We start from the raw sequence: 1564 nt of genomic DNA on the forward strand, positions 1-1564 counted from the left end.
GTCCAGATCGCTGACGTTCCAGGCGGAAACGATCAGGCGGCGCGAGTCCGGGTTCTTCCTGATCTGCGCGATGACTTCTGAAATTTGATCGATCACGCGGCCATCGGGTGTGGCCCAGGAACGCCACTGCTTGCCATACACCGGGCCCAGGTTGCCTTGTTCGTCGGCCCACTCATCCCAGATCTTGACGCCATTGTCTTTGAGATACTTGATATTGGTGTCACCTTGTAAAAACCACAGCAGTTCATGCACGATGGATTTCATGTGGCATTTTTTGGTGGTGACCAGCGGAAAGCCCTCCGCAAGGTTGAAGCGCATCTGGTAGCCGAACACACTGACTGTGCCGGTGCCGGTGCGATCGCTTTTCTTTGTGCCGTGATCGAGCACGTGTTGCATGAGGTCAAGATATGGACGCATAGTTGGTAGTCTGAATGCCCGTATAATCGGGGCTGATTGAATAACTTTTGAGGACGTAATGCTAGCACAACTGACCGCTGCTTCTGCTGTACCAAAAACCTTGAATGCTGCACATTTGCTGGTACTGATGCCCAAGGGCAAGGTATTGCCACGTGAAGTGCCATATCGTGATCTGTTGCTCGCAGTACTCAAGCGGCGCGGCATCAAGGCCGATAAATTCGGCGATGCACCGGTTACAGCCAATCATGCCGATGGCAATTTGCTGGTCTGGGCCATGCTGGATTTCAGCAAGACGAATTTTGCTTTGCATAATCAGGCGCGCAAGGCTGTGCAGTTGTTGCTGGACGAACAGCCAACCAGCATCACCATCGTCGTGCAGGGGGATAAAGCACAAAGCCAGCTGGCCGCCGAAGCAGCGGTGTATGCGGCATGGGTGAACGGCGCGCCACTGCCGTTGCACAAGAAAAAGGCAGACCAGCGCAAGCCGCTGCAAAAAATCGCGTTGCATGGTTACGCTGATAAAAAAGTATTCGACCTGCTCAAGGCGCAGGCAGAGGGCAATCTGCTGTGCCGCACCCTGACTGTGCTGCCGCCCAATGAACTCACTCCAGCCTTGTATCGCAAGCGCACCAAAGAGCTATCCAGACAGCAAGGCTGGAAGTTCAAGGAATTCGATCTAAAAGCATTGCGCAAGATGGGTGCCGGCGCGTTTGTTGCGGTGGCGCAGGGCAGCGAGACGGAAGATGCGGCGATCGTGCATCTGCGCTATCGTCATGCCAAGGCCAAACAAACTGTGGCGCTGGTAGGCAAGGGGATCTGCTTCGATACCGGCGGCCATAATCTCAAGCCGGCCCGCTACATGCACGGCATGCACGAGGACATGAATGGTTCGGCAGTGGCGCTTGGTATCCTGCTCGCTGCTACGCAGCAAAAGCTGCCGGTCAACATCGACTGCTGGCTGGCCATCGCGCAAAACCACATCAGCCCGAAAGCGTACAAGCAGAACGACATCGTGACAGCGCTGAACGGCACCACCATCGAGATCATGCACACCGACGCCGAAGGCCGCATGGTGCTTGCCGACACGCTCACGCTGGCCTCGCGCAACAAGCCGAATCTGATCATCGATTTTGAGACACTTACAGGC

At 55.6% G+C, this 1564-nt stretch carries 1 protein-coding gene and 1 pseudogene; one reads left to right on the plus strand and one right to left on the minus strand.

Annotated features, from left to right (window positions below; genetic code table 11):
- Positions 1-417: thymidylate synthase (gene thyA / locus WAQ08_RS17630; protein WP_422193380.1), on the minus strand; the 417-nt coding region annotated here is incomplete at its 3' end.
- Between the two features lie 58 nt (positions 418-475).
- On the opposite strand from thyA, the pseudogene WAQ08_RS17635 reads away from it, so the two are divergent.
- A pseudogene (locus WAQ08_RS17635) lies at positions 476-1564 on the plus strand (hypothetical protein); the annotation flags it as partial.

Source organism: Aquabacterium sp. (genome assembly GCF_049274795.1).
Taxonomy (GTDB): Bacteria; Pseudomonadota; Gammaproteobacteria; order Burkholderiales; family Burkholderiaceae_C; genus Aquabacterium.